Raw genomic sequence first — 26,518 nt, forward strand, 5'->3', positions numbered from 1 at the left:
GAATAGGTTTTTCCCGAACACAGCTTGCTGACAAAGTTTTCTCTTTCGCAACGAGGACGTCCAACATGCATCGCCCCACGAAATCGATCCTGTCGCTCGCCATTCTGGCGCTGATGACCGGAACTGCATCCGCCGACGTCATAAAGGTCGGCGTGATCGGCACGATGTCCGGCCCCTACGCGCTGTTCGGCGCCAATTACAAGATGGGCATCGACGCCTATGTCGCCGAGCACGGCAACAAGGTCGGCAATCACACCGTCGAGTTCATCTACCGCGACGAGGAAGGTCCGAACCCCGCCAAGTCCAAGGCGCTGGCGCAGGAGCTGATCGTCAAGGACAAGGTGCAGTATCTCGCCGGCATCTATTTCACGCCGAACGCGATGGCGGTGGCGCCGCTGCTGGAAGAATCCAAGACGCCGCTGGTGGTGCTGAACGCCGCTACCTCCTCGATAGTCGAGAAGAGCCCCTACATCGTCCGCACCTCGTTCACGATGTGGCAGAACACCGTGCCGGCGGCCAACGTCGCCTACAAGAACGGCTCGCGCAAGGCGGCGATCGCGGTCAGTGACTACGGCCCGGGCATCGATGCCGAAGCGGCGTTCAAGAAGACTTTCGAGACCGATGGCGGCGCCGTGGTCGAGGCGATCCGCATCCCGATGAACACCACCGACTTCAGCCCGATCATGCAGCGGATCAAGGCGGCCGGCGCTGACACCATCTTCTGCTTCCTGCCGTCCGGCCCGCCGACCTTCGGCTTCTTCAAAGCCTATATCGACAACGGCCTCAGGGCCGACGGCGTCAAGCTGATGTCGACCGGCGACATCGTCACCGAGATCGATCTGCCGAGCATCGGCGACAGCGCGCTTGGCGTGCTCTCGACCTATCACTACGCGGTGTCGCACGAGAGCCCGGAGAACAAGCAGTTCCTGGCCTCGATCGTGAAGAACGGCGGTAAGGTCGAGGACGTCGCGATGACCGGCGTCGCCGCCTATGACGGCGCGCGCGTGATCTACGAGATGATCAAGGCCACCGACGGCAAGCGCGACCCGGACAAGGCGATCGCTGCCGTCAAGGGCATGAAGTGGGTCAGCCCGCGCGGTCCGGTATCGATCGATCCTGACACCCGCCACATCCGCCAGAACGTCTATTTGCGCACCGTGGTGAAAGAGAACGGCAAGCTGATCAACAAGGAAAGCGACACGATGTTCGCCGACCAGCCGGATTGGGCGCTGAGCAAGAAGTAAACCTCTCACTGTCGTTCCGGGGCAGGAGCAGCGTCAGCTGCGACTGAACCCGGAACCTCGATGTGAGACGATGAACATGACGGGATTCCGGGCTCGCTCGCGCAGGGGCGCTCGCGCCCCGGAATGACAGACTTATCTCTCCGCTAATCTCAGGCTTCATTCATCCATGTCCGCCGTCGCTTCCTCCATCCTGCTCACCAACGGCCGCATCTATCGCTCGGCGTGGGATGAGACGCCAGCCGACAGCCTTGTCGTGCTTGACGGTCGTGTGCTGTGGAGCGGCGCGCGCGCCGATGCGCCGGCCGCCGAACGGACCATCGAGCTCGATGGCGCGACCGTGCTGCCGGGGTTGACCGACGCGCATATTCATCTGTTCGCCATCGCGCATGCGCGGCTGCAGGTGCCGGTGACGCCGCGCGATGCGGGCTGCATCGATGCCGTGTTGAAATTGCTTGTTGCCCGCGCGCAGAAAATCCCGACCGGCCAATGGGTCTATGGCGCCGGTCTCGACGAGAACGGTCTTACCGAACATCGCCTGCCGACGCGGGCCGAGATCGACGCTGCGATCCCGCATCATCCGGTGATGATCCGCCGCTTCTGCGGCCACGTCGCCGTCGTCAACAGCGCGGCCTTGAAACTCTTCGACATCGACGACAGCGTCGCCGATCCCGAAGGCGGTGGCTTTGGCCGCGATGGCCATGGCCGTCTCGATGGCAGCGCCACCGAGAGCGCCGCCGAATTGATTTTCCGCGCCGCGCCGCCGATGGACCGCGCCGAACTGATCGCCATGCTGCGCGCGACGATCGACGATAGCGCGAAGCTCGGGCTCGTCGCGGCGGTGGAGGCGGCGGTCGGGTTCACCGTCGGCTTCGACGGTGAATTTGCGATCTGGAACGAGCTGCGCAGCAGCGCGCCGCTGCCAATGCGGCTCGGCTTCATGAACCAGCTCGATCCCGAGGAGGCCGCGCAGCGCGGCCTCAGGCCGATCCAGGATCCCGACTGGCAGTCGATGACGTTGAAATATTTTGCCGACGGCATCGTCGGCGCGTGGACTGCGGCGGTCAGCGAGGACTATGCCGACACGCCGTCGCGCGGCTTTTTCATGCGCGACGAGGCCGAATTGCAATCCGTCATCATCGATGCTCACGCCGCCGGCTGGCAGGTCGCGGTGCATTGCTGCGGCGACCGTGCGATCGATGCCGTGATCGAAGCCTATGAACAGGCAGAGACCGCGCAGCCGCGCGATCAGGCCCGGCACCGCATCGAACATTATTTCGTGCCGCCCGCCGGCGGCCTCGCGCGGATGAAAGAGCTTGGCGCGCTGGTGGTGACGCAGCCGAGCTTCCTCACCCGGATGCGACGCTCGATCGCCGGCGCTTTTGGCCCGCGCGCCGACGGCTGTTATCCTGCTCGCTCCGTCATCGACGCCGGTGTCACCTATGTCGCGACCTCCGACGCGCCGACCGGATCGTGGTCGCCATGGGACGGCATCGCCGACGCAGTGCATCGCGCGGCCGATTCCGGCGCGCCGATCGGGTCGGGCGAGGCGATCTCGGTCCGCGAGGCGATCCACAGCTATACCGTCGGCGGCGCCTTCGCGATGAAGCAGGAGGCCTGGCGCGGCACGCTGGAGCCTGGCATGGCCGCAGATCTGATCGCCATCGACCGCGACATCTTCGCGCCGGAAGTATCGTCATTGCGTGATACCAGAGTGCTGCTGACCATGCTGCGCGGCGACGTCGTTCACGACACGCTGTCCCAGTCGGGCCGGCATTGCGCTGCGTCTGCGGCATAGGGGAAACATGCGCCTCGCTCTCAGCATTCTCACCGACGCGCTGGCCTATGGCATGGTGTTGTTCATCATCTCGATCGGCCTGTCGATCATGATGGGCCTGATGCGCGTGGTTAACCTCGCGCACGGCGCCTTCGCGATGATCGGCGGCTATCTTGCCTCCTATGCCATCCGCGACCTCGACGTGCATTACAGCGTCGCGATCCTGCTGGCGGTGGTCGGTACCATCCTTGTCTCGATCCCGTTCGAAATGCTGCTGTACCGCCGGATCTACCGGAAATCCGATCCCCTGATCCAGGTGCTGATGACCATCGGCATCACTTTCGTCATCATCGGCGTGGTCAATTTCATCTTCGGCCCGACGCTGAAGTCGATCCCGCTGCCACCGCTGCTCAGTGGCCCGCTCGACATCGGCTTCCGCTCGATCCCGACGCATCGACTGTTCGTGGTCGCCTGTGGCGTCGTCACCGCGCTGTCTCTGTGGTGGCTGATCGAGAAGACCGAGTTCGGCATCAAGTTGCGCGCCTCGGTGGATCACTCGGGCATGGCGGATTCGCTGGGGATTCGCACCGAGATCATCTATGCCGTCACGTTCGCGCTGGCGATTGGCCTTGGCGCCTTCGGCGGTGTGGTCGGCGCCGAAATCCTGCCAATCGAGCCGTTCTACGCGCTGCGCTACATGGTCACGTTCCTCGTCGTGGTCTCGGTCGGCGGCGCCGGCTCGATCGTCGGTGCACTGTCGGCCTCATTGTTGCTGGGTCTGGCGGACACCACGGGCAAATATCTCGCGCCGGAGTTCGGTGAGTTCTTCTTCTACCTCACGGTGATCTTCATCGTCTTCGTATTCCCTCACGGTTTGTACGGGAGGTCGCACGCATGAGCGAGTTCGCGCTCCACCATGTGCCGGCCCGGCGACACGCCCCGTTTTTGCAAGACGCCGCCAGCACGATGGCCATCGTCGTGCTCGGCGCGGTCGGCTATTTCCTGTTCCCCGAGGATCTCGCTTTCCTGACGCGGCTGATCGGCATCGCCTTCCTCGTGCTGTCGCTGGATCTGGTGACCGGCTATTGCGGCATCGCCACCCTCGGCCATGCCGCGCAGTTCGGCGTCGCGGCCTATGCCGTCGGCATCGCCTGCGTCCGCGGCGTCACCGATCCCTTGGCGCTGCTGCTGGTCGGCGTGTTTGCAGGTACGGTCATGGGCCTGATCTCCGGCGCGCTGATCGCGCGGTTTCGCGGCCTGCCGCAGCTTGTGCTGTCGATCGCCGTCGGCCAATTGGTCGCCGCGCTTGCCAACAAGCTGCAGGGTCTGACCGGCGGCAGCGACGGCCTGTCGGGCATCTCGCCTGGCAAGGTTCTCGGCCTCTACAATTTCGACATGTACAGCCGCACGGCCTATCTGTTCTCGCTGACGGTCCTCATCATCGTGTTCGTCGCGCTGTCGCGCTTGGTGCGATCGCCCTTCGGGCTGATGTGCCGCGCCATCAAGGACGATGATTTGCGCGCCAGGATGATCGGCGTCGCGGTCTATCCGCGCCTTGTCATCATGTTCGGCGTATCGGGTGCGGTCGCCGGCGTCGGCGGTGCGCTGACCGCGATGAGCACCGGCGTGGTCGGGCTCGACAGCGTCTCGTTCGAACGCTCCGCCGAGGTGCTGGTGATGCTCGTGCTCGGTGGCGCCGGCCATCTGTGGGGTGCGCTTGGCGGGGCCATCATCTTCATGATCTTCGAGCACATCGTCGCGGCCGCCAATCCGTTCCACTGGATGACGCTAGTCGGATTGCTGCTGATCGGGATCGTGGTGTTCGCGCCGAAGGGGCTGATCGAGCCGGTGCTGACGCTGTTTGCGCGCATCGGCGGAAAGGGCAGGGCGTCATGAGCGGTTTGCTTGAAGCACGCAACGTCTCGCTCGCCTTCGGCGGGCTGCAGGTGACGCGCGACGTCTCGTTCCAGCTCAATGCCGGCGACCGCGTCGCATTGATCGGCCCGAACGGCGCCGGCAAGACCACGCTGGTTAATCTGATCACCGGCGATCTCGCGCCAAGCGCCGGGCACTTCTTCATGGGCGACGACGACATCACCGGCTGCAGCATCCCGGAGCGCGTGCAGCGCGGGCTGGTCCGCACGTTCCAGACCACGCGGCTGTTCCAGAACCTCACGGTTGCCGACAACGTCGCGCTCGCGATCATGCAGCGCAGGCGCATCTCGAAGCGCTTCTTCTCGTCATCGACCGAACTGCCGGAAGTGCGTGCCGAGTGGTGCGAGATATTGGCGAAGCTCGGCCTCGACCGCCTCGCTTATCGAAAGGTCATCGAACTGGCTTACGGCCAGCAGCGGCTGATCGAGCTGGCGATCGGCCTCGCGCTGCGGCCCAAGGTGCTGCTGCTCGACGAGCCTGCCGCCGGCGTGCCACACGACGAAGCGCCGAAGATTCTCGAGGCGATTAATGCGCTGCCGTCAGATATCGCGGTGCTGATGATCGAGCACGACATGGATCTGGTGTTCAAATTTGCCACCCGCGTTTTGGTGCTGGCGGCCGGACGGTTGATCTTCGAGGGATCGCCCAAGGACGTGACCGCGGATCACGAAGTGCGCCGCGCCTATCTCGGGAGCTATGCCGATGCCCGCCGCAACGCTTGAAATCGACAACCTTTGCGCCGGTTACGGCCTGACTCGGATCATCGAGGACGTCTCGTTTTCCGTGGCCGCAGGTGACCGGCTCGCCGTGCTCGGCCGCAATGGCATGGGCAAGACCACGCTGCTCGCCACCCTGATGGGCCTGACGACGCGTCATGGCGGCGGCATAAGCATCGGCGGCGTGGATGCGGCAGCGCTGCGCACCTCGGCCCGCGTCGGCCTGGGGATCGGCTATGTGCCGCAGACCCGCGATATCTTTCCGTCGCTGACGGTGGAAGAAAATCTGCGCACCGGCCTCAAGGGGCGGCCGCCGGCGGCGCTGGAGGAGGCCTATGCGATGTTTCCGCGGCTGCGCGATCGCCGTGGCAATTACGGCATGCAGCTATCCGGCGGCGAGCAGCAGATGCTGTCGATGGCGCGCACGCTGCTCGGCAAGCCACAATTGCTGCTGCTCGACGAACCGCTGGAAGGTCTGGCGCCGGTGATCTGTGACGAGCTGATGGCGCTGCTCGGCCAACTCGCCGCCAGCAAGGAAGTCACCATCATTCTGGTCGAGCAGCAGATCGAACGCGCGCTGGATTTTGCCGACCGCGTGATGGTGATGGAGCGCGGCCGCACCAGCTGGACCGGCAAGCCGCAGGAGCTGACGGCCGACCGCACGCTGGTCGATCGCCTGGTCGGCGTTGGAATTCACTGAACCTGTAGCCCGGATGAAGTCGATGCGCCGCTTGCGGCGCGCCGACGAAATCCGGGAAAGCATTTGTGATCTGACGGTCGGTCCCGGATTGCGCTATGCTTCATCCGGACTACGATTGTCGTCACGCTCGGAATATCGTGATGCCCAATAGCAGCAGCACGACGAGGATGGCGGCGAAGATATAGAACAGCACCCGCGCGACGTCGGCCGAGGCCGCGGACACGCCGGTGAAGCCGAGAATGCCTGCCACGATCGACACGACAAAGAAGATCACGGCCCATTTGAGAATGGTCATCGCATAGCTCCCATTAGGAATCCAAAACGCGAAGCGGGCGCAGAAAGTTCCAGGGCGCGGACGCGCCCGAGCTGCGAAGGTGCTCGATGGCTGAGGTGAGATACGCGTCGCGGTCGCAGCGGCGGCAGGAATTTTAACGCGTCGGCCTATCGGCTCCACATTTCTCGATCGGGAAACCAAATCATCGCGCGCCGGCGTTGCAAGCCCTGGTGATATCTGCCGCTGCCTGCAGCAAGTGCTGCATCAGCCGGGTCTGTGCTTCCTTCGGGGTCCGAACGATCGGCGCCACGAAGGAGACCGCGGCGACGACGCTTCCGTCGTCGATAATCCCCGCCGCGCCGGACACGACATGTGGGGTGATTTCAGCGCAGGACTCCGCCCAGCCCTGCTGGCGGATCGCGACAAGTTCGTCGCGTAGCGCCATGCGATGCGGCGCAAAGGCCGCATCGTGTGCCACGGCGTCGTTCAGCGTCGCCTCGATCTGCGCCGCCGGCAGATGCGCCAGCAGCATCTTGGGCGCCGCGCCGCGATGCAGCGGCAGTGCCACGCCGACCTCGAAGGTCATCCGGAAGCGCGACGTGGCATCGAAGCGTTCGACACAGACGGCACGGTCGCCGGAGCGGCGCACCAGCATCACGGTCTCGCCGGTTTCCTGCGACAGCGAGCGCAGCCGCGGCCGCGCGATCGAGACCAGCCCGGTGCTGGCGCGGGCGGCGTGTGCCAGCCCGAGCACGCGCGGCGCCAGCACGAAGCAGCCGCGCCCGTCCTCGTCGATCAACGCCGCTTCCTTGAGAATGTTGAGGTAGCGATAGGTCGAGGACAGCGGCAGGCCGATGCTGGCCGCCAGGCTTTCAGCCGTATGCCGCGGCGTATCCACCGAGAATGCCAGCAGCGCGCGCAGCACTTTCCGGGAGCTGCCTTCCGCCGGAGGAGCGCTTTTCGCGGCATGCGCTGCGGCCTGCAGAGCTGTAGTATGATCCAGCACCGACATCCCCATTCAGCCGCATTATGGCGGCCCAAGAATACAGCTTTTGGGTGTTATAAAATAAGATCGGGTTGCCGGCAAACGAGAAACGCGAAACGGGCCATCGACTGCAGTTAATAGCTATTTAAATTAGATTGTCGCAAATGATCGGCGATCCCGAGCAATTGTGTCCGGATATTGCTGGCGGCGGTTACCTCCCAGAACGCTCCGCGCGTCGCGGGGCCCACCGCGTAAAGCCCCGGCTGCGCGATGCCCGCGATGTCGCGCAGCCGGCAGTCTGGATCGACATCGAGGCCCAGGCCCAGCGCGCCGCGGCGAGCCTGGCCGGACGTCAACAGGGCGCCGATCAGCGGATCGCGGATGCGGTCGTAACGCTCTTCCGGTCCGCTGCAGTTCAGGATCCAGTCGGTAGCCAGATGCTCATTGCCGGCGCCGCGACGGCGCAGCGTGACGTGGTGGCCATCGGCCGTGGCGCTAGCTACGACGATGTTGCCGGCAAACACGCGCAGTCGGCCGTCGCGTTGCCATTGGTCCAGCAGGGCCGCGACATCCGGAGCCAGCCGGTGGCGATGCGACAGCCAGTAGGCCCGCAGATGCCGCGAGAAGCGCGCGCGCTCGGCCGTCGAAAACTCCTTCCAGAACGCCGCGGTCTGCAGCCGGAACGTATCGACCGAGGTCTGCCACGGCAGGCCGGCCGCCTGCTTGCGCCGAATATCCTCACGCAGCGAACGCAGCAGCCCCCGCACGGTGCGGACCGGCCAGTGCTCGACCGGATCGGGATCGGCGACGGTCACCACATCGACGCGCGGCAGCAGGCCGCGGCGCGACACCATCGTGATCTCCTGCGTGACGCCGCGATGAACGAGATCGATGACGACGTCGACGGCGGTGGCGCCGGTGCCGATCACCAGCACGCGATGATCCGGCGCAATCGCATCGAGCGCGCCCTTGGCCCAGACATTGTCGATCGAACGCGGCGACGGGGCGATGCCGGGAAACGGCGACGGCGGCTGGTTGCCGATGCAGACCAGTACCAGATCGGCATCGATGGCATCGCCCGAAGCCAGCGCGATCCGGTAGCCTGCGCCTTCGCGCGCGATGGCCGTTGCCGTATCGGTTCGCTTGTCGAGCCGGCCGGTACCGTCCACCTCGGCCAGCCGGTCACACAGAAAATCGCCATAGGTCCAGCGCGGCACGAAGGACTGGGAATAGTCCGGCCCGGTGACGTCGCCCCGCGCCGCCAGCCAGTCGACGAAGGCTTCGGAGTCCTCGGCATCGACGCCGCCCATCTTGAAGGCGGGGACATTGATGCGATGCCATTTTTCCGACGCGGAATAGGCCAGGCCGCGACCGAACCGGCCGTCGCGGTCAAGCAGCGTGAGGCGGCCGATGCCCGGAAGCTTTGAGAGAATGATGGCGGCCAGCGTGCCGGCGGCTCCGCCGCCGATGATGGCAATTTGGCGGGTGGTGCGGGGAGAGGTCATGCGATGTTCTATTCGCTGCTGCGCGTCGCGCCAAATTATTCCGGCGGCGCGTAGGTGGCCGGATCAACGGCGCCCGGCCGGCCGTCGAGCGAGAGCTTCGCCACCCGCGGCGGCGTCTCGGCGATGACGCGGCCACGGCGGATCACGGCGAGCCGCGTTGCCTTCAGCCGGATCGCCTCGATCGGATCGCGGGCCTGCAGCAGCACCAGATCGCCGTGGCAGCCGACGTCGATTCCGTAGCCTTCGAGGCCCATGATGGCAGCGGGATTGGTCGTGACCGCGTCGAAGCAATAGCGCATGGCTTCCCGACTGGTCATCTGGGCGACGTGCAGCCCCATATGGGCCACTTCCAGCATGTCGACGGAGCCCATCGAATACCACGGGTCCATGCAGCAATCCTGCCCGAACGCCACGTTGATGCCGTGCGGCCGCATCTCCGGCACCCGCGTCATGCCGCGGCGCTTCGGGTAGCTGTCGTGGCGACCCTGCAGAACGATGTTGATCAGCGGGTTGGCGATTGCCGCGACGCCGGCTTCGGCCATCAATGGCAGCAGCTTGGAGACATAGTAATTGTCCATCGAATGCATCGAGGTGAGGTGCGAGCCGGCGACGCGGCCGTGCAGGCCGAGCCGCTGCGTCTCAAAGGCCAGCGTCTCGATGTGCCGTGACAGCGGATCGTCGCTCTCGTCGCAATGCATATCGACGCGCAGGCCGCGCGCGGCCGCGATTTCGCACAGCGCCTTCACCGACGCCGCGCCGTCCGCCATAGTGCGCTCGAAATGCGGGATGCCGCCGACGATGCTGACGCCCTTGTCGAGCGCACGGGCGAGATTGTCGGCCGCCGTCGGCGAGCGGAAATATCCGTCCTGCGGAAACGCCACCAGTTCGAGATGGAGATAAGGGGCGACCTGCTTCTTGACATCGAGCAAGGCCTCGACGGCGAGCAGCCGGTCATCGCAGATGTCCACATGGCTGCGCACCGCAAGCACGCCCTGCGCCACCGCGAGGTCGCAATATCTCAGCGCGCGCTCGACGAGCGCCTCATAGGTCAATAGCGGCTTCAGTTCGCTCCACAGCGCGATGCCTTCCAGCAACGTGCCGGATATGTTGAGCCGCGGCAGGCCGAGCGACAACGTCGCGTCCATATGGAAGTGGATGTCGATGAAGGGCGGTGACACCAGCTGCCCGGCGGCGTCGATCACGCGCCCGGCGTCGCCCTCAAGCTGCGGTTGCACGGCCTGGATCCGGCCGTCCGAAATGGCGATGTCGTGGCCGCGGCGGCCATCCGGCAGGTTGGCGTTGCGAATAAGCAGATCGAACGTCATGCGGACCTTTGCGTCGTTGCAGCCCCGAATTATCGACGCTGCGGCGTGGCATTGCAAGGCGGGAGGCGCGGCCAATGCCGGTGCTGTGCGCCTCCTGCTTCGCGCCAGGCGGCTTGCTCGCTGACGTCAGTCGTGATGCACATGCTGCCGCATCAATTGCGGCAGCACGAACGGGTCACCGTCGAGCGTACGTTGTACGATGACATCGATCCCGAACACGTCGCGCAACATGCCGCCGGTGATGGTTGCCAGCGGCGTTCCTTCCATGTGCACGCGACCGTGATTGAGCACGACGATGCGGTCGGCGAAGCGAACCGCGAGGTTGAGGTCATGCAGCACGGCGATGACGGCCGTGCCTTGTCGGGCGCGACGCCGCGCTATCTCCACCAGCGCGATCTGGTGCTGGAGATCCAGGCTCGACGTCGGCTCGTCGAGCAGCAGCACGCCGGGACCGTGCGCGGCCTCGCCGCACGCAAGTTGCACCAGCACCCGCGCCAGATGCGCGCGCTGCTGTTCGCCGCCGGACAAGGTCGGCAGTTCGCGGGAGCGGAAGTCATGCAGGTCGACTTCGTCGATCGCCGCATCGACCAGCGCCTGCGCCCCGGCCTTCGACTGGTTGCCGCGGCCCATCCTGACGACTTCCTCCACCGTGAACGGGAAGCTGACGCTGACATGCTGGGACAGCATCGCGCGCCGCAGCGCTAGGTGCGATGGCGTGTAGCCGGTGATCGCGCGACCATCGAGCTTTATTGTCCCGCGCGACGGCTGCAGGTCGGCGGACAGCGTCCGCAGCAACGTTCATTTGCCGGCGCCGTTGGGCCCGACGATCGGGACCATCTCGCCCGGCATGAGTATGGCAACCGTACCGACAACGACCAGACCAAGACCTATCACTATTCGACGTCCGGTGCCGCGCTGTGCGGCGCCGGCAATGCCGGCAACAACATCTCCGGCTGTGTCGGCGACCAGCGCGGCTATCTGCTCGACACAATCGTAGTCGACGTCAACAACACCTCGCGCTTCGAGCTTGGTAACCGGCAAAACGCGGTTACCTACGGTCTCGACGCGTTCAATGACAAGGTCACCAACACCGATTCGCGCGGCAATTCCAACATCACTACGCCATCAGGCGAGCGCACCGTGTCGGGCGGCTTCGTCCAGCTCAAGAACAACTATTCGAGCTGGCTCGAAATCATCAGCGCGCTGCGCTACGATCATTACGAGCTGAATTCGAGCGGCTTGACCGGCGGCAATACCTCGTCGAGCGGCGATCGGCTGTCGCCTAAGATCACCGTCGGCGTCACGCCGGTGGCGGGTTTCACGCCCTATGTGAGCTATGCCGAGGGCTACCGCGCGCCCTCGATCACCGAAACCCTGATCGCCGGCGCCCACGCCACCGGCGGCGGACCGAATTTCTTCAACTGCGCTAATGGTACCTCCGGGCTGTTCTGCTTCCTGCCAAATCCGAATCTGCGGGCGGAGGTCGGCAAGACCAAGGAGATCGGTGTCAATCTGAAGTACAACGACATCTTCGCCTCGGGCGACAGCTTCCGCGCCAAGTTCAACTTCTTCCGCAACGATATCGACGACTACATCGACCTGGTCGCCTCGACCCCGGAGAGGACGGCGTTCGGATCCTATAGCCGCAACTACCAGTATCAGAACATCGCATCGGCGAAGATCGAAGGTTTCGAGGCCGAGACGTCCTACGACGCCGGGCTGTGGTTTGCCGGCGTCGATGCCACCGTGCAGAGCGGCAAGAACGCCAATACCGGCGTCGGTCTCGTTACCGTGCAGCCGCGCAAGATCACGACGACGGGCGGCGTCAGGTTGCTCGACCGCAGGCTGACGATCTCGGCGCAGTGGGCTGCCGTGGCCGCCAATACCGACATCCCGGTCGGCTATTCGCTATCGACGGCCTACGATCTCGTCAACCTCTACGTCGCCTACCAGCCGACCCGGGACGTCACGCTGAACTTCTCGGTCGATAATCTGCTCAACCGATATTATCGTCCCTACGCCATTCCCGGTAACTCGGTGGACGGCACCACCCAGAACGACGCGCTGCCGGTCCCGGCATCGTCTTCAAGGGCGGCATGAAAGTGCATTTTGGTGGCGCGTGATCGCCGGTCTCTCATGTAGCCCCCGCGAAATCGCGCTGATGCCCCGGCGCAATTTCGGTTATGATCCACCATGTAAAAAGGAGAGTGTCCATGTTCATTGCGATGAATCGCTTCCAGGTCAAAACCGGCTCCGAACAGGCGTTCGAGACGATCTGGGCCACGCGTGAATCCTATCTCAGCGAGGTTCCGGGTTTCATCGAATTTCATCTGCTGAAAGGCCCGGTCGCCGAAGACCACACGCTGTACTCGTCGCACACGACCTGGGCCAGCAAGGCCGATTTCGAGGGCTGGACCACCTCCGAGCAATTCCGCAAGGCGCATGCCCGCGCCGACAATTCGTCGCCCGGCGCCAGCCTCTATCTCGGCCATCCCAAATTCGAGGGTTTCGAGATCATCCAGTCCGAGCGCAAGACCAGCGCCGCGGCCTGATCATGACCGCCACCATGGGCGACGATCTCGCCAGCTATTTGCGCAGCAATCCGGGCGCGGTGATCGAGGACGTCGCGCGCGAGTGCGCCGTCACGCCGCGCGCGGTGCTGGAGGCGTTGCCGGCGGAGATGGTCACGATCACCGGCGGCGCCGACGCTTTCGTGACGGCGATGCAGGACATCGCCGGATGGGGCGAAGTGACCTTGATCGTTCATACCGAGGACGGGATTTTCGAGATCACCGCGCCTGTGTCGGAAGGCCAGATCGGCCATGGCTACTTCAACCTGACGAACCCCAAGGGGCTGCACGGCCATTTGCGTCACGCCCGCTGCGGTGGCGTGGCCTTTGTGGAGCGGCCGTTCATGGGCAAGCCGTCGGCCTTTGTCGGCCGTGACGAGTACCGCGCGCTGAAGACGGACCAGCTCGAACGCTTTCGCGCGCTGGCCCGTCGGATCGGCAGCTGAAGCTTAACCGCGAAAATCGATCGCCCGAAGGATGATGCCGGGCGGCTTGCCTTCGAGTTCGACGGCAATGAACTTCTGTGACGCGCGTTCGCCGATCTTGTCGCGCAGTCGCAAAAATTGCTGTTCGCGCTGGCTGGCCGATGTTCGCTTGACGCCCTCGATCTGGTCCATCGCGTCCGTGCTGATCGCGCACGGCACGCTGGTGGTGTCGTCCATCATCGTGAACAGCACGACCGAACGGTCGATATCGTAATCGGTGAAGCCGGCGTCGGTCAGTGCCATCTTGGACCTACTTTCGCTTCGCGGGCGGATTGAGCCTGGCGATTTCGCTCAGGCAATCCTGCTCGGTGGCATGCGGCCCGCTGACGAAGGTGCCGCTGACCTTGGTCGAATACCAGCCGGACTCGCAACCGAGACGGGCCGACTCTTCGGCCTTAACGTGACGCGACAACAGGTTCTGCATGCGATTTCCTTTGGGGTGACCGCGACGGTGCGCCCTTTCCCCGGCAATAGCCATGGCTATGTTGGCGCTCTTCCTTCCCTCTCCCCCCGCGCAGCGCAGCTGCGCGAGGTGGGAGAGGGTGGCCGCGCGAAGCGCGGACGGGTGAGGGGGCGTGTTTCGCGGCACCCCCTCATCCGTCACGGACTTTGTCCGTGCCACCTTCTCCCACAGGGGAGAAGGGACGATGGAACCGCAAGAGTGGAGATAACTAGACCCCCGCGATCACCGTCTTGCGGTACAGCGCGCTGTAGCTGGCGGCGGAGATGTTCCAGCTGAACGATTTCGACATCGCGCTGCGGCGCATCGAGTTCAGCCGGTCTTTCGATCCGAAGGTCGCAAAGGCCCGAAGAATGCCGCCCAGGAAGGACTCAGTCGATGGCTTGCTGAACAGGAAGCCGGTCTCGCCATCGACGATGGTTTCGGCGAGGCCACCGGTCTGGTGGCCGATCGGCAGCGAGCCGAACCGCTGCGCATACATCTGGCTCAGGCCGCAGGGCTCGAACCGCGACGGCATCAGCGTGAAGTCGGAGCCAGCGAAGATGCGGCGGGCCTCGCGGTCGTTGAAGCCGATCGCCACGCCGATCGAATCGGGGCGGCGGCGGTGGGCGTCCATCAACGCCTGCTCGATCTCCGGCTCGCCGGTGCCGGTGACGACGATCTGCCCGCCGGCCGAGACGATGGCGTCGGCCGCCGACAGCACGAGATCGACGCCCTTCTGGTGCACCAGGCGGGCGACCAGACCGAAAATGGGCCCGCGTGATAGCGCGAGCCCGAATTGCTGGCGAACGCCGTCGGCATTGGCGCGTTTCGCTTCCCAGTCGCCGGCGCCGAACGGGCGCATCAGTTCCGAACAGACGCGCGGGTCCCAGCTCTCGTCGATACCGTTGAGGATGCCGGTGAGCTGCGCCTTGCTGGAACGCTGCCGCAGCAGGCCCTCGAGACCGCAGCCGAGTTCTGGCGTGGTGATCTCCTGCGCATAGGTCTCGCTGACTGTTGTCAGGTGCGTCGAATAGATCAGCCCGCCCTTGAGGAAGGACAGCTTGTCATAGAATTCCAGCCCGTCGATATGAAAAGAATCCGAAGGCGCGCCGATCCGGCGCAGCGTCTCCTTGGGGAACAGGCCCTGATAGGCGAGGTTGTGGATGGTCAGGATGGTCGGAATCTTGATCTGGTTCCAGGCCAGATAGGCCGGCACCATCGCGGACTGCCAGTCATTGGCGTGCACCAGGTCGGCCGACCAGTTCGGGTCAAGCTTGCCGGCGGCCAGAAGTGCCGCGGCGGAAGCAAAGCGTCCGAAGCGGACGTCATTGTCCGGCCAATCACGGCCGCCGGCGTCGCCATAGGGGTTGCCAGGGCGGTCGTAGAGCTGCGGGCAAAGCAGGATGTAGATGGGCATGCCATCCTTGGTAGCGGCAAGGCCCAGCTGACACGCCGGCATTTCCGCCAGCACCGGCGCCTCGCCGACCACCTCGATCGTCTGGAACTGCGCCACGACGTCGCGGTATCCGGGCAGCATCACCCGCACGTCGCTCCAGATCCGCAATGCCCGGGGCAGGGCGGCGGAGACCGCAGCAAGGCCTCCCACCCGAACAAAATCGTCAATCTCTGATGTGACGAACAGGACCTTCACGAACCAACCTCGCGTCAGCGATTATTGCAGCTATGCAAGCCTTGTTCCATCGCCATGGAACCGTGCGGAACCGAAGGACCGGAAGTCGAATTGATACTTGCAGTGCAAAATTATCTCTGCACTGCACTATAGCACACCCCTTAATACGCCGTTGCGAAATACCATCGCAGTCCTGAAGATTCTTTTCGGACGGTCAAGACGGGCGGACAGCCAGTCGCATGAAACTCAACACGCAGCCGACGGCCGCGAAGCCGGCACCGAGCGCCAGCGCCCAGGTTGCTGCGCCCGCGTGGCCGATCATGCCGAAGCAGAACGCGGCCAATGCCGCGCCGGTGGTCTGCCCGGTCAGGCGCGCGGTGGCGACGATTCCACTGGCGCTTCCCGAGCGTCCGGGCGGTGCACTTCCCATCAGCGCCTTCATGTTCGGCGCCTGAAAGAAGCCGAAGCCGGCGCCACAGATCACCATCCGCCAGACGATATTGGCGATGCTCGGTTCCGGCGGCAACATCGCCAGCAGCGCCATGCCGATGCCGAGCATCAACAGGCCGATGCCGCCGAGCATGCCGGCGGGATAGCGGTCCGACAGCCGGCCGGCGATCGGCGCCATGATGCCGACCACCAGCGGCCATGGCGTCAGGAAAAAGCCGGTCTCGACCTGCGAGCGGTGCAGCACGTCTTCGAAGTAAAACGGCAGCGACACGAAGGCGAGGCCCTGCACCGAGAACGCGCAGATCGCGGTTGCCGCCGACAGCGCGAATACCGGCCTTCGAAACAGATCGACCGGCAGCATCGGCGCCGGATGGCCGGCCTGGCGGCGCAGCAGCAGCCAGCCGAACAGCAGGCCGGCCACCAGTTCGCCGATCACGACAACGGGCGCTGTCTGATGCGCGGCGCTGCCGAGGCCGAGGATCAGCAGTCCCAGACAGCCCGATGCCAGCACCGCCCCCGGAATATCGAACCCGTGCGTGGCCCGCGACGTTTTCGGTAGCGTTTTCAGGCCGATGGCGATAGCCAGCAGGCCGAATGGCAGGTTGATGGCGAACAGCCACGGCCAGGTCGCGACCGACAGGATCGCGGAGGCGATGGTCGGCCCCAGCGTGAAAGAGGTCGCCACCACCAGCGCATTATGGCCAAAGCCGCGGCCGAGCCGATGCCGGGGGTAGACGAAACCGACCAGCGCGGTGTTGACGCTCATGATGCCGGAGGCGCCCAGCCCCTGCAGGACGCGGGCGATCAGCAGCGTCTCGAGCGACCACGCCAGCGCGCAGAACACGGACGCCGCGGTGAACAGGATCAGGCCCCCGATATAGATGCGCTGGTGGCCGACGATCTCGCCGAGCGCGCCGAGCGGCAGCAGGGTGGCGACCATGGCGATCTGATAGACATTGACCACCCAGATGACGTCGGCCGGGGTCGCACGCAGGTCGGCCGCGATGGCGGGCAGGGCGATATTGGCGATTGCGGTGTCCAGCGAGGCCATCGCCAGCGCGGTGAAGATCGCCACCGTCGCCCAGCGCCGCTGCTTCAGCGTGAGGCCATCAGCCGGCGAGTGATCGGGCGCCGCAAGTCCATCAGCCATCGCAACAATTCCTCGGCCGGCGCCACATGCAGGCCGGGAGCCGCTATGTAGGCCGGATGGGCCCCCGCCTACAGCCGTGGTACTGCATGAGGCGTATGCAGGGGCTCCGACAAGTTCGCCAGCGATCGAGCTGCCGATGTTCTGTCACCTCTCCCCGGTAGGGAGAGATTAAAGTGAGCGTCGTTCCTGGTTTAGTGACTTAGCCAGCCTCGCCGCGGGGCTTTTTGAACCACACGCCGGAGGCCACGGCGCCGGCGATCAGGCTGCCATAGATCGCCAGCGCTAGCGCAAGGCATGCGAACAGCCAGGTCAGCGATCCCGTGAGCCGCAGCACCAGCCAGCCGCCGCCGACCGAGATCGCCAGCCGCAGCACGCCGGCGGCCAGCGGCCAGATCATCTTGCCGGCGCCCTGCGAGGCGAAGTACAGCGACAGGCCGAGGCCGAAGAAGCCATAGGCCGGGCCGACGATGCGCAGATACGCGCTGCCGGTTTCGATCATCTGTGGGTCACTGCCGAACAGGCCGAGCCACGCTGCCGGCCAGATCGCCGCGGCGAGGCCAACGGTCTCGGTCAGCGCGAACACCATGGCGCCGCCGATCAGCGCGATGCGCAGCGCGCGCGCTTCCAGCCCCGCGCCGATATTGGTACCTACCAGCGCCACCAATGGCCCGCCGAAGCCGAACGCCAAGGGCACCATCAGATATTCCAGCCGCACCCCGGTGCCGAACCCGGCGACCGCCTCGCCGCCGCCATGGGCGCCGACCAGAGCGGTTGTGAGCAGAACTGTCAGGCTGGTCTGCAGCGACACAACCGCTGCGATGGCGCCGACGCGCAGGATGTCGATGGTGAGATCGCGGCGCAGCCGCGCCGGCTTGAATTGCAGGATGCAGCGACCGGAAAGAATATAGACGGCGAGCACGGCGGCGACGATCGCGGTGGTCAGCACCACGGCCCAGCCGCCCCCGGCCATGCCCAGCGCCGGGATCGGACCCCAGCCGAAGATTAGCAGCGGCGACAGCGGGATCAGCAGCACCACGCCGATGCAGACCGCGAGCGAGGGCACCAGCATGTTGCCGGTGCCGCGGATGATGCTGGCCAGAGCGTTCATCAGCCAGACCAGTACACTGCCGCCGAACACCACGTTCGAGTACTGCATCGCGGCCTCGAGCGCGCCGCCGTCGGCGCCCATCGCCCGGTACAGCGGCCGGCCCCAGATCAGGAACAGCGCGGCGCCGAACAGGCCGATCGCGACGTTGAGCACGACGGCGTGCATCACCAGCGCCTCGGCATCGTGATGGCGGCGGCCGCCGAGCGCGCGGGCGATCGCCGAGGAAATGCCGCCGCCCATCGCGCCGGCGGACAGCATCTGCATCATCATGAAGCCGGGAAACACCACGGCCATGCCGGTGAGCGCGTCGGTGCCGAGCTTCGATACCCACCAGGTCTCGATCAGCCCGGTGGAGGCCTGCGCCAGCATCACCAGCAGGTTGGGCCAGGCCAATCTGAGCAGCGTCGAGACGATCGGCGCCTGCAGCAGCATTCTGGTCCGCGGGTTCATCTCGGGCGCGGCGGTGGCCGCGATGATCGCCTGCGGCGCATCGAGCTTCATGGGCTGCCGTCCTGTGATGTCGCGGAAGTCTTGCGCGTCAGACGCTTCCTGACACCCGGGCCCGCGGCAGGGCCGGGGGCGTTGGCATGGGTGGCGTCGGTGATCGGCTGGCCGGTGTTGCGGTCGATCAGAATGGGATCGGCCGCCACGCCGGTAGCGCGATCGACGAGCATCACGCTGGCGCCCTCGGGCGCGAAGTGCCGGTTGCCCCAGGCCTGCAGCGACAGCAGGATCGGGCGGAAATCGCGACCGCGCGGGGTGAGGATGTATTCGTAGCGTGGCGGCTTTTCGCAATACAGCCGCTTCTCCAGCAGTCCGCTATCGACAAGGGCTGTCAGCCGACGGGTCAGGATGTTCGGTGCAATGTCGAGGTTCCGCTGAAACTCGTCGAACCGCGTGATGCCGTGGATCGCATCGCGCAGGATCAAAATGCTCCACCACTCACCGACGCGCTCGAGGCTGCGGGCGACCGGGCATTGCATGTTGCCAAAATTCTTACGCTGCATGCGGCCAGCCTACGGCAGTGACTATCATCATGCAAGTAACTATTGCGGGCGATTCCGCCGCACCCGCACAGGGCGATGGCGCGAGGGCATGCCGCGCGTCGCAATCGCCATCGTGCCGCGCTCGGTTTCGTCAGGCGGGCCGACGCGATCCTGCCGCACGACGGCGCGGCCAAACACCCGATGCTGCGAGTGGGCGGTGCTGGAGCTGTGTCTACAGGCCGGATGTGCGACCGGCTCGAGCGACGCGCCCGAACACCCTGCGGCCGGTCGCGAACCGTGAGGGCAGGGCCACCGGCGAGTGCCTGCGCACCATCCGCCGATCGCCGGCTGACGCGAAGGCGTCGCTTGCCGCTCAGCTACCGATGCGATGGTTGCTGCTTGATCAATGTCGGAAGACCCAGCAGTGAGGACAGCGGCGCCGCTTTGTCCATCAGTAGCGGCAGGCCAAAGGACGAGTGGCGGGACCCGAACCCGCTCAACAGCTTGATGCCCAACAGGGCCGATAGCGAGAAGGAGGGGGATGAAAGCGTCCGCAGCCCCCAGAATCGGGAGAATGGCGCTGCGTCGTCCAGCAACACCGGCATCTGCAGGGCGCACGACATCGGCGTCGCCTCGTCCCATAGCATTGGGCGGTCTTCCGGTTCGGCAATGCCGGAGGCAATCGGGCTGAACATGTCGAGGATGCGGATGGCTTTGGCGGCACCGCCGAACGCTGCATGGACGGTTACGAGCGATCCGCCCCGCGCGAGGCCCCCCGCATAGATCCGTGCATGGGCCTTCAGAACATTGCCCTTGGTGATCTCCGCGACGAGATCCTCCATGGGACCATTGGCGCCGCTGGACAATGCCAGATGAACGTCCGAATAGCCTTCTCGCTCGAGTGCCGCCTTCGCGTTCACCGCCTGCTCCGGTAATTCGTACATCCGGCTGATCGTCTGGCTCATGGTTTTTTCCCGTTCCGATGCGGTCGCACCCAGGTTTCGGCGTCATCCTTCGATTGCGGCAGGCTCTGCACAGGCCTGGCCGCGGTAGCGTATTCCGGCCATCGTTATCAACGTAGCCATCAGCAAACAGATCTCAAGGGAGTACACGGAAACATATCCAGCCGCTGCGCCCAGAGGGGTCTCGGGAGCGAGGGTTGCAACGATGTCGCGAATGATACCACCGAGCGCGATGGCCACGCCCGCCGCCGAGGCCTGTACGGCTCCCCACGCGCCGAGCGCCAGTCCGGTCTGGCCCGGCGGGGCAAAGTTCATGGTGGCAGTGAGCGTGCCATGACCGAACAGCCCGGCGCCGAAACCGATCAACAGGGTGCCGGCGCTGAACAGCAGCGCCGAGGAAAATGGTGCGGCGAGAATGACCGCAGCGAACGCCGGAATGCCGACTAGCACGCCGTAGCCGGCCATGCGGAACGGATCGTAGCCGCGGCTCAGGATCCGCGACGCCAGACCAAAGCCGCACAGCCCGCCAGCGGCCAGGGCTGCGGTCAGCTTGGTCGTGTCCGCCACGGTCAGTTGCAGGATCTGCCCGCCATAGGGTTCGAGCAGGACGTCCGACATGGTGAAGGCCATGGTGCCCAGGCCGACCGCTATGAGGCGTCGCATCGACTGTTCGCCGCTGATATAGCTGTCCCAGGATTGCTGGAACGTCGGCTGGCGAGTTGCGGTCTTCGTCGATCGGCTGCGCGGTTCCATCTTCCAGAGCGCCACGGCGTTGAGCACGATGGTGACGACCGCCGAGGCCTGAATCACCTGGATCAGGCGCGCCGGGCTGAAATCTGCGAGCATCAGGCCGAACAGCAGCGCGCTCGCGATGGTCCCTAATAGCAACATCACATACATTAGCCCGACGACCTTGGGCTGCGACTCAAGCGGCGCGAGATCGGTGGCCAGCGCGAGGCCGACGGTCTGGGTCGTGTGCAGTCCGACGCCGACGAGCAGGAAGGAAAGCGCAGCGCCGAGCTGGCCGATCCAGGCCGGTGCGTTGCCGGCATTGCCGCCGCCGGAAAGCACCAGCAAGGCGAACGGCATGATGGCCAGGCCGCCAAACTGCAGCATCGTGCCCTTGTAGATGAAGGGCACACGCTTCCAGCCCAGTTCGGACCGGTGGGTGTCGGAACGAAATCCGATCAGGGCACGGAACGGTGCAAAGATCAGCGGCATCGCCAACATCACGCCGACCAGCGAAGCGGGCACGCCGAGCTCGACGATCATGACCCGGTTCAGGGTGCCGATCAGCAGCACCAGCGAGATGCCGACCGAGACCTGAAATAGCGACAGCCTCAGCAGCCGCGACAGCGGCAAATCGGGCGTGGCGGCGTCCGCGAACGGCAGAAAGCGCGAGCCCAGGCCGATCCAGGTTTTCATCAGTTTTTGACTTACGCGATTCATCATCTCAGAATCTCTGATGCACCCCGGCAGATGCGTCGAAGCAGCCAAGCGCCCTGCCGCTCCGCCGCGAAAATGGCCGGGACCCGTGGATCCCGGATCGTTTTCATATCCGCGAAAAGTGCTCGTTCACTTTTCGTCTGATGGGGCGAGGGTGGCGAGCGAGACCTTGTCGAACGGACGCATCGACGCATCACCGGTCACAGTCTGCGCCTGCGCTGGAGCGGGCGCGACCGTGACGACGAAGGAAGTGCCGAGCCTGGCGGTGTCCGCAGCGGGTGCGACCGAGATGACATAGCCCGGCACGGCCCGGTTGGTCAGGGCGACTGGAGACACGGATTCCTCCAGCGATGCTGCCTTCTTGGATTTTCCTCCCTCCAGAAAGGCGCCAAACCAGTTCGAATGCGTCAGGACCGAGTAATGCACGATGAGAGATGTCACCGCGACACTACCCAGAAACAGCGGCAGGCCGACTGTGGGATTCACCACGCACCAAATTCTACCTTGATTCATGTCGACCCCCTCAATGCAGCCAGGGCGAATAGATGTAGGCAAGCAGGTGCGCGAACGCCGAAATCACGAAGAACACGCGGGCGCCGTCGATGACGTGCTTGTGTAGTTCTTCCGATTCCGGGATCGTCAGACCGGTTGGCCAAACTCTGTTGACATCATCTGCCATTACGTACCTCCTGGAAGTCTGTCAGGTTGATCAGTGCTGAACCCGCACCGGGCTTCGACCTTTTCGCCAGGGCGGACGCATTCGTTCGCCTTGATGCTACAGATCGCTATTCATCCGAGCACAGATAGCCGATCGCTTGGCTGCATCAGCCAGACGTTGACCATCGGTGGTCGCCGTTCCGATTCATAAGGTCGCGCTGATACGGAACTTGAATGTAAATTCTACCTTACGTAAAGTGTCGTCAATTGTAATTGACACGTGATCTTGTCCGGTAAATTCCCTACGGGGCGATAATTGTCATGCGATTTACTGACGTCAGGATTTGCGTCGAAATGGGCTTTCCCCCTCGCTGCCAACCGACGGGGCGGTGAACGATGGACCTTATTCTCGACCGCGGACCATCATCTCTCTCGACCGCCTTCGATGCGGCGGCGCTGACGCTGTGCGACCGCGAGCCGATCCATACGCCCGGCGCGGTGCAGCCTCATGGCGCGCTGCTGGCGCTCGACCGGGATCTCCGGATCGTCCATGCCGGCGGCGATACGCAGGGTTTGCTGGGCGTTTTACCGCAATCGCTGCTCGGCGAGCACGCGGGTCAGGTATTTTCCAGCCCGCAAGTAGCAAGACTATCCGCCCTGGCCAAGCAGGTTGGCCAGCCGCGCGCCGTGCATACGTTCAGTATCGCATATGAAGCAGGACGCTCGGCGAACTGCGACGTGATTGTCTACCACAGCGGCGAACTGCTGGTGGTGGAGTTCGATCCGCGGCGCGAGCCGGCGCCCGACAACCCGCTGGCCGTCATTCGCGCGATGCTGCACCGGGTTCAACAGGCCGAAAGCAGCAGCGGCTTCTGTCAGTCGATTGCCGACGAAGTACGTCGTGTCATCGGTTTCGACCGCGTGATGCTCTATCGTTTTCTAAACGACGGCAGCGGGGAGGTGGTGGCCGAGGCCACGGCCCCCGGCGCCGGGTCCTTCCTCGGTCTGCATTACCCGGAATCCGACATTCCCAAGCAGGCGCGCGAATTGTATCGGCTGAACTGGCTGCGGGCGATCCCGGATGCCCGCTATTCGCCGGCGCCGATTTTGTCAGAGCCGGGAGCATCCAGCGTCCTGTCGCTCGATCTCAGTAGCAGCGTGATCCGCAGCGTTTCGCCGGTGCATTGCCAGTATCTGGCCAATATGGGTGTCGTAGCCTCGCTGTCGATGTCGATCATCATGCAAGGCCGGCTCTGGGGCTTGATTGCCTGTCACCACAGCGCGCCTCGCTATCTGCCCTACAGCTTGCGCGAGGCCTGCGGACTGTTCGCCGAGATGGTCTCATCGCAACTCGAGGGCAGGGCCGCCGGCGAGAGCTTCAAGACCGAGCAGCGTAGCCGGCAAATTCATGAAGAACTACTCAATCACATGAGTCGTGAGTCCGAACTCGCCGCGGGTCTTGTTCGCTTTCGGCCGAATTTGCTGGATCTCGTTCCTGCCGGCGGGGTTGGTCTGTGGATGGACGGCCAATTCACCACGATCGGCGCGACGCCGCCGCCGGCCGAGATCGAGGCGATGGTTGGCTGGCTGAACGCGACGGTCAAGGAAGGCGTCTTCCATACCGACCATCTGGCGCTGATCTATCCTCCGGCAGAACGCTTTGCCGGCGTTGCCAGTGGATTGCTGGCGCTTTCGGTATCCAGGAATCCACGCGACTACGTGCTCTGGTTTCGACCTGAACTGGTTCAGACCGTGAACTGGGCCGGCAGGCCGGACAAGTTCGTCGAGGATGCATCCGATTGCCAGGTGCTGACGCCGCGCAACAGTTTTGCGCTGTGGCAGGAAGAGAGACGGTTGCACGCAACGCCCTGGCTCGGAGCGGAAATCGAGGCGGCGCACCGGCTGAGGCTGGCGCTGCTCGAAGTCGTCCTGAGCCGGATCGACCAGATCGCGCGGGAGCGCGAGGCGGCCCGGATCCGGCAGGAGCGGCTGACCAGTGAATTGAACGAACGCCTGGCGCAATCCGAACGCCTGGCGCTGGCGCTCAGCAAAGAGACCGAGTTGCGCGCGGCCGTGGAAGGCGATCTCACCCAGGTGCTGCGCCGCATGGTGACGGACCAGGAGACGGAACGGCAGCACATCGCCCGTGAACTGCACGACACGCTGGGGCAATCGCTGGCCATGCTGCAGCTGGGATTGCAGGCCATCGGCCAGGAAGTGCCGGCGGGCGACAGGGTTCAGCAGCGCCTGAACACCATGAAGAAGCTCGCCACCAGCCTCGGCCTCGACGTCAACCGCCTTGCCACGGAAATTCGCCCGTCATCCATCGACGACCTGGGAATACAGAAGGCGATTGAAAGCCTGCTGGAAAGCTGGAGCGAAACGACCTCGACCAAATACTACCTGCATCTGTCGCCGATGGACGTGCGTCTGCCGAAGCCCGCGGAGACCGCGCTGTACCGGGTTCTGCAGGAGACCCTGGCCAACGTCGTGCGCCATGCGGAGGCCAGCAATGTCGGCGTGATGTTTGCCGTCGCGGACGGCCAGGCAAGTCTGATTGTCGAGGACAATGGGCGCGGTTTTCCGGCCAACTACGACGAGAATGGGAACAGTCCCGCCTTGCGACTCGGTCTGCTGGGCATTCGCGAGCGCCTCGCCCTGGTCGGCGGCACGCTGAAGATCGAATCGTCGCCCGGCCGCGGCACCACCGTTTTTGTCAGGATTCCAATCTAGATGACATCCTCTCAGCCATCTGAACGCCTGCGCGTGTTCTTTGCCGACGATCATCCGATCGTGCTCGACGGCATCAAGGCCCTGATCGCCGAAGACGAGCAGCTCGACCTCGTCGGCTACGCCCTGGATGGACCAACGGCGTTGCGCCGCGCGGTCGAACTCAAGCCCGACGTGGCGGTGCTCGATCTCTCGATGCCGGGAATGAACGGCATCGACGTGGCAAAGAAGCTGATCGCCGCCTGTCCGACCTGCCGCGTGCTGCTGTTAACGGTGCACGAGGACGCCGCCTATCTCCGGCAGGCTCTCGAAATCGGCGCGGCCGGCTACCTTCTCAAGCGCACGGCGACTGAAGAGCTGAACCGCGGGATCCATGCGGTGGCCTCGGGAGGGGTGTATCTCGATCCAGCCATCGCCGGCCGCGCCGTCGGTTCCGCAGCCCGACAACTGCCGATCCGGACCGGTGCGCTGACGAAGATCGAACTCTCTTCGCGTGAAGTCGAAGTCGCAGGCCTGACGGCGGCCGGCTACAGTTCCAAGACGATCGCGCTGAGACTGAACATTGGCGTCAAAAGCGTCGAGACGTACAAGACCCGCTACATGCACAAGCTCGGGTTCCAGAGCAGGGTCGAACTGATCCATTACGCCATCGCCCAGGGTTGGCTCGGCACACCCTGAGGCCACGGGTCGGGTGAGTTCCCGCGCGGCCGGTGACCCCCTGTATGGCGCAGCCCATTGTTGCCCGTCTGTCATCTCTGCTATGCTAAGGCCCGTGCAGCGAGTGCTCGGCAAACTGATTTCAGGAGAATTCGATGCGTAAGTTTTTCACGGTGCTGGCCGCGCTGGCCACCCTAAGTCTGACCAATTGCGGCTACAACGCGATCCAGACGACCGACGAACAGGTCAAGTCGGCGTGGTCCGAGGTGGTCAACCAGTATCAGCGGCGCGCCGACCTGGTGCCCAATCTGGTCAATTCCGTGAAGGGCTTTGCGCAGCAGGAGAAGGATGTGCTGCTCGGCGTTACCAATGCGCGCGCCCGGGTCGGCAGCGTCCAGGCCACGCCGGAAGTCGTCAACGATCCCGCCGCCCTGCAGAAATTCCAGGCCGCGCAGGGCGAGCTGTCGAGCGCGCTGTCGCGTTTGCTGGTGGTCACCGAGAACTATCCGCAGCTCAAGTCCGACGCATTGTTCACCAACCTGATGTCGCAGCTCGAAGGCACCGAAAACCGCATCACCGTGGCGCGCAACCGCTACATCAAGACCGTGCAGGACTATAATGTCGGCGTCCGCACCTTCCCGAACAACATCACGGCGATGATCTTCGGCTATAAGGAAAAGCCGAACTTCTCGGTGGCCAATGAAGGCGAAATCTCGACCGCGCCGAAGGTTGACTTCAACGCGCCGGCGCCGGCACCAGCCGTCCCCGCACCTGCCAAATAGGCGGG

At 64.5% G+C, this 26,518-nt stretch carries 24 protein-coding genes and 3 pseudogenes; 12 read left to right on the forward strand and 15 right to left on the reverse strand.

Annotation, left to right across the window (positions count from 1 at the left end; translation table 11 throughout):
• Positions 1-65 precede the first annotated feature (65 nt).
• The 6 genes from FNL56_RS08660 (at position 66) to FNL56_RS08685 (ending at position 6,369) form a co-directional block, all read left to right on the forward strand.
• Positions 66-1,244, forward strand: coding sequence for an ABC transporter substrate-binding protein (locus tag FNL56_RS08660; protein WP_143572418.1), 1,179 nt, complete (start codon positions 66-68; stop codon positions 1,242-1,244).
• Positions 1,245-1,410: 166 nt separating this feature from the next.
• Complete coding sequence (locus FNL56_RS08665; RefSeq protein ID WP_143577702.1) at positions 1,411-3,039, forward strand: amidohydrolase; 1,629 nt, start codon at positions 1,411-1,413, stop codon at positions 3,037-3,039.
• A 7-nt stretch (positions 3,040-3,046) separates the two neighbouring features.
• Entirely contained in the window at positions 3,047-3,916 is an 870-nt protein-coding gene (locus FNL56_RS08670) for a branched-chain amino acid ABC transporter permease (RefSeq protein ID WP_143572420.1), read from the forward strand.
• Positions 3,913-4,914 carry a branched-chain amino acid ABC transporter permease gene (locus FNL56_RS08675; protein ID WP_143572421.1) on the forward strand — a complete coding sequence of 334 codons (1,002 nt, stop codon included), beginning with the start codon at positions 3,913-3,915 and terminating at the stop codon, positions 4,912-4,914. The genes FNL56_RS08670 and FNL56_RS08675 overlap by 4 nt, the downstream gene beginning before the upstream one ends.
• Entirely contained in the window at positions 4,911-5,675 is a 765-nt protein-coding gene (locus FNL56_RS08680; protein WP_143581932.1) for an ABC transporter ATP-binding protein, read from the forward strand. The genes FNL56_RS08675 and FNL56_RS08680 overlap by 4 nt, the downstream gene beginning before the upstream one ends.
• A complete protein-coding gene (locus tag FNL56_RS08685; RefSeq protein ID WP_143572423.1) occupies positions 5,656-6,369 on the forward strand; it encodes an ABC transporter ATP-binding protein in 714 nt (237 codons plus the stop codon). Before FNL56_RS08680 ends, FNL56_RS08685 begins: the two co-directional genes overlap by 20 nt.
• A gap of 121 nt (positions 6,370-6,490) precedes the next feature.
• On the opposite strand, the gene FNL56_RS08690 is transcribed toward FNL56_RS08685, so the two are convergent.
• The 5 genes and pseudogenes from FNL56_RS08690 to FNL56_RS08710 form a co-directional block, all read right to left on the reverse strand.
• Positions 6,491-6,664 carry a DUF1328 domain-containing protein gene (locus FNL56_RS08690; protein ID WP_143577704.1) on the reverse strand — a complete coding sequence of 58 codons (174 nt, stop codon included), beginning with the start codon at positions 6,662-6,664 and terminating at the stop codon, positions 6,491-6,493.
• Positions 6,665-6,845: 181 nt separating this feature from the next.
• Positions 6,846-7,649 (reverse strand): IclR family transcriptional regulator, encoded by an 804-nt coding sequence (locus FNL56_RS08695; RefSeq protein ID WP_168204652.1) that lies wholly within the window; start codon positions 7,647-7,649, stop codon positions 6,846-6,848.
• Between the two features lie 113 nt (positions 7,650-7,762).
• On the reverse strand, positions 7,763-9,133 hold the full coding sequence (locus FNL56_RS08700; RefSeq protein ID WP_143572426.1) for an FAD/NAD(P)-binding protein: 1,371 nt from the start codon (positions 9,131-9,133) through the stop codon (positions 7,763-7,765).
• Positions 9,134-9,168: 35 nt separating this feature from the next.
• Positions 9,169-10,458, reverse strand: a complete 1,290-nt coding sequence (locus tag FNL56_RS08705; protein ID WP_143572427.1) for an amidohydrolase family protein — start codon at positions 10,456-10,458, stop codon at positions 9,169-9,171.
• 126 nt (positions 10,459-10,584) lie between these two features.
• A pseudogene (locus FNL56_RS08710) lies at positions 10,585-11,355 on the reverse strand (heme ABC transporter ATP-binding protein).
• Between FNL56_RS08710 and FNL56_RS08715 the strand changes: the two are divergent.
• The 3 genes and pseudogenes from FNL56_RS08715 to hutX form a co-directional block, all read left to right on the forward strand.
• Positions 11,311-12,581 (forward strand): annotated as a pseudogene (locus FNL56_RS08715) (TonB-dependent receptor domain-containing protein); the annotation flags it as partial. The pseudogenes FNL56_RS08710 and FNL56_RS08715 overlap by 45 nt on opposite strands.
• 90 nt (positions 12,582-12,671) lie before the next feature.
• Complete coding sequence (locus tag FNL56_RS08720) at positions 12,672-13,010, forward strand: antibiotic biosynthesis monooxygenase family protein (protein WP_143572429.1); 339 nt, start codon at positions 12,672-12,674, stop codon at positions 13,008-13,010.
• Between the two features lie 2 nt (positions 13,011-13,012).
• Entirely contained in the window at positions 13,013-13,474 is a 462-nt protein-coding gene (gene hutX, locus FNL56_RS08725; RefSeq protein WP_143581934.1) for a heme utilization cystosolic carrier protein HutX, read from the forward strand.
• Positions 13,475-13,477: 3 nt separating this feature from the next.
• On the opposite strand, the gene FNL56_RS08730 is transcribed toward hutX, so the two are convergent.
• The 10 genes and pseudogenes from FNL56_RS08730 to FNL56_RS08770 form a co-directional block, all read right to left on the reverse strand.
• Entirely contained in the window at positions 13,478-13,756 is a 279-nt protein-coding gene (locus tag FNL56_RS08730; protein WP_143572431.1) for a DUF1488 family protein, read from the reverse strand.
• 7 nt (positions 13,757-13,763) lie between these two features.
• On the reverse strand, positions 13,764-13,937 hold the full coding sequence (locus FNL56_RS27640) for a hypothetical protein (protein ID WP_168202886.1): 174 nt from the start codon (positions 13,935-13,937) through the stop codon (positions 13,764-13,766).
• Positions 13,938-14,184: 247 nt separating this feature from the next.
• Positions 14,185-15,606, reverse strand: coding sequence for a glycogen synthase GlgA (gene glgA, locus FNL56_RS08735; RefSeq protein ID WP_143572432.1), 1,422 nt, complete (start codon positions 15,604-15,606; stop codon positions 14,185-14,187).
• Positions 15,607-15,799: 193 nt separating this feature from the next.
• Positions 15,800-17,185: an MFS transporter gene (locus FNL56_RS08740; protein ID WP_143572433.1), complete on the reverse strand. Its 1,386-nt coding sequence runs from the start codon at positions 17,183-17,185 to the stop codon at positions 15,800-15,802.
• 199 nt (positions 17,186-17,384) lie between these two features.
• Positions 17,385-18,794, reverse strand: a complete 1,410-nt coding sequence (locus tag FNL56_RS08745) for an MATE family efflux transporter (protein ID WP_246660912.1) — start codon at positions 18,792-18,794, stop codon at positions 17,385-17,387.
• Positions 18,791-19,300 carry a winged helix-turn-helix transcriptional regulator gene (locus FNL56_RS08750; protein ID WP_143572434.1) on the reverse strand — a complete coding sequence of 170 codons (510 nt, stop codon included), beginning with the start codon at positions 19,298-19,300 and terminating at the stop codon, positions 18,791-18,793. Before FNL56_RS08750 ends, FNL56_RS08745 begins: the two co-directional genes overlap by 4 nt.
• A gap of 356 nt (positions 19,301-19,656) precedes the next feature.
• Positions 19,657-20,244, reverse strand: coding sequence for a hypothetical protein (locus FNL56_RS08755; RefSeq protein WP_143572435.1), 588 nt, complete (start codon positions 20,242-20,244; stop codon positions 19,657-19,659).
• Positions 20,245-20,286: 42 nt separating this feature from the next.
• Positions 20,287-21,690: a PucC family protein gene (locus FNL56_RS08760; RefSeq protein WP_143576101.1), complete on the reverse strand. Its 1,404-nt coding sequence runs from the start codon at positions 21,688-21,690 to the stop codon at positions 20,287-20,289.
• Positions 21,691-22,017: 327 nt separating this feature from the next.
• Positions 22,018-22,200, reverse strand: a pseudogene (locus FNL56_RS28555) (light-harvesting protein); the annotation flags it as partial.
• Positions 22,201-22,210: 10 nt separating this feature from the next.
• Positions 22,211-22,366, reverse strand: a complete 156-nt coding sequence (locus FNL56_RS08770) for a light-harvesting protein (protein WP_143572437.1) — start codon at positions 22,364-22,366, stop codon at positions 22,211-22,213.
• 374 nt (positions 22,367-22,740) lie between these two features.
• On the opposite strand from FNL56_RS08770, the gene FNL56_RS08775 reads away from it, so the two are divergent.
• From FNL56_RS08775 to FNL56_RS08785, 3 genes are all read left to right on the forward strand, one after another.
• On the forward strand, positions 22,741-25,077 hold the full coding sequence (locus FNL56_RS08775) for a GAF domain-containing protein (protein ID WP_143581935.1): 2,337 nt from the start codon (positions 22,741-22,743) through the stop codon (positions 25,075-25,077).
• Complete coding sequence (locus FNL56_RS08780) at positions 25,078-25,752, forward strand: response regulator transcription factor (RefSeq protein ID WP_143572439.1); 675 nt, start codon at positions 25,078-25,080, stop codon at positions 25,750-25,752. It begins immediately after the preceding gene.
• A 134-nt stretch (positions 25,753-25,886) separates the two neighbouring features.
• Positions 25,887-26,513, forward strand: coding sequence for a LemA family protein (locus FNL56_RS08785; RefSeq protein ID WP_143572440.1), 627 nt, complete (start codon positions 25,887-25,889; stop codon positions 26,511-26,513).
• Positions 26,514-26,518: the final 5 nt, after the last annotated feature.

Origin of the sequence: Tardiphaga sp. vice304 (assembly GCF_007018905.1) — a bacterium.
In the GTDB taxonomy this organism is placed as follows: Bacteria; Pseudomonadota; Alphaproteobacteria; order Rhizobiales; family Xanthobacteraceae; genus Tardiphaga.